We start from the raw sequence: 1,859 nt of genomic DNA on the forward strand, positions 1-1,859 counted from the left end.
GTTCGAACCCCACGTTTAAATAACTGTTGGCAATTCCCATATTAGTGGGGGGGGGTGACAGGAACCATGGCCGACTGGCCCCTGCCCCAGTTCCGAGACGGCGTCGATTGCTGAGAATCGCTGTTCGATGCATCGCACCCATCGCTTAGGCAACTGCGCCCATCGAGCCAGCCCGAGGATGTTCGTCCACTCGATCCCTGGCGCGCGCTTGCAAGCGTCCGCGCCCATCCATCCAATTCGACCCCAGCTCGGACTCCATCGAGCGGGTGCAGCGGGGGGGGGGGCGGCGCGGCTATAGTTCAGCGCTTGCAGCCTAAGCGAGCCATCCGTGGTGACGCAAGGCCAAAGCGCGTTCCAGCAGGGCCTTCGGCATCGCGCTCACGGGAACCCTGAAATGCCGACGCTGGATGCGGGGGCGACCGGCTCTAAGCCAGACGACGAGATAACATTGACATTGGGATCTTGGCACACGCCTACCTGGTTGAACGGCTATGGTCCCGACAGATAAGGCTTGAGGGTGCTCTCGCACCACATTCTGAAGGTTGTGGGCGTGCTGTTCTGTGCTGTCCTCTCCACACCCAAATCAAGTCCCTCACTTTTTGCACGCGCCATCGAAGCCATCCCCTCTGCCATCGCGCGCGAGAAGCCAAAGCGTTCGAACTGGTCCTTGTAGCTGGCAAGGGAAATTTGTTCATAGGCTATGTGACGGCCGAGAACCTCGCTCATCACCCTTGCCATCTGATCGAATGAGATATTCTCAGGACCAAGCACGGGGACCTCGGCTTGGCCTTCCCAAGAATCATCGAGCAGCCACCTCGCCGCCACTGCCGCAATGTCGTCTGTCGAACAGGACGGCAGTTCAAGATCTCGGGGTATCGGTAGAGAGAAGACGCCCCTATCTCGTAGTGGTCGCCCCTGCATGAGCACGTTGTCCATGAATGAGGGCATCGCAAGCGCTCTCTGATGCACGCCCGTACTCGAAATAAGGTCATCCATGGCGAGCGATGCGCTCACATAGCCGGCATCGGCAGCTTGAGGCGTGTTTCGCCCCAAAGCGGTGACCTCCACCACCTGAGTGATGCCGGCCGCTTTGATTTCAGCTGCAGCAGGCCGGGTGAAGCCGACATAGGCTTCAATCACGCTTCCCGCCGCAGGATCCGCGGGGACCAGCCAAAACAGCTTTTGTGCCCCTCGAAATGCTCGCTGCACTGTAGGCGCGTCTGCATGGCTTCCTTGCACGACCTCAACTCGCGAGCGCACTCCGATCGGTAGTTTTGAAGGGTCGCGGACAATCACCCGCACGGGTGCCTCCGCTGCGAGCAGTCTAGGAATCAACCGGCTACCGATCTGACTGGTTGGTGCCGTTACAACAATCATCGGGCGCTCCTAACGAGGTGAACCAGGGAGCGAAGCGGCTGGTTGGCCGCTTCATGTGGAAGCAGCTTAGTCTTGTGTTTCGAACGAATCATTCTTTATAGTTCTAATTATTTGCGCGATCGTTCAGCCCGTGGATCCTCTCTCCGACCTGCTCTCCCTCTTGCATCCGGTCGCAACAGTCTCTTCTGGCTTTCGAGCCGGGGGAGCATGGTCAGTCAAGTTCTCGGATCAACATGGCCAGATCAAGTGTTACGCAATCCTCGAGGGAGCCTGCTGGATGGCCGTGGACGGGGTTAAAGAACCTTGGCGATTGGCAGAGGGTGATTCATTTGTGCTTCCCCGAGGTCGTCCGTTTCGGCTTGCGAGCGATCTCTCCTTACCCCCCATCGACTCATCCACGCTTTTTCCTCCGGCTAACCGAGGGGGCGCGGTAGTTTTGGCGGATGGCGCCGGGTTTTCCTTAGCTGGGGCCCGCTTTGCTG

The 1,859-nt window shown here is 58.9% G+C and carries 2 protein-coding genes; one reads left to right on the plus strand and one right to left on the minus strand.

Going from position 1 to position 1,859, the window contains the following annotated elements; translation table 11 throughout:
- Positions 1-489: 489 nt before the first annotated feature.
- Positions 490-1,377, minus strand: a complete 888-nt coding sequence (locus ACXJKH_RS19630; RefSeq protein WP_457321879.1) for an NmrA family NAD(P)-binding protein — start codon at positions 1,375-1,377, stop codon at positions 490-492.
- A 130-nt stretch (positions 1,378-1,507) separates the two neighbouring features.
- Here ACXJKH_RS19630 and ACXJKH_RS19635 point away from each other — a divergent pair.
- The coding region (locus ACXJKH_RS19635; protein ID WP_457321881.1) for a cupin domain-containing protein at positions 1,508-1,859 on the plus strand (352 nt) is incomplete at its 3' end.

Source organism: Stenotrophomonas sp. P5_B8 (assembly GCF_054049855.1).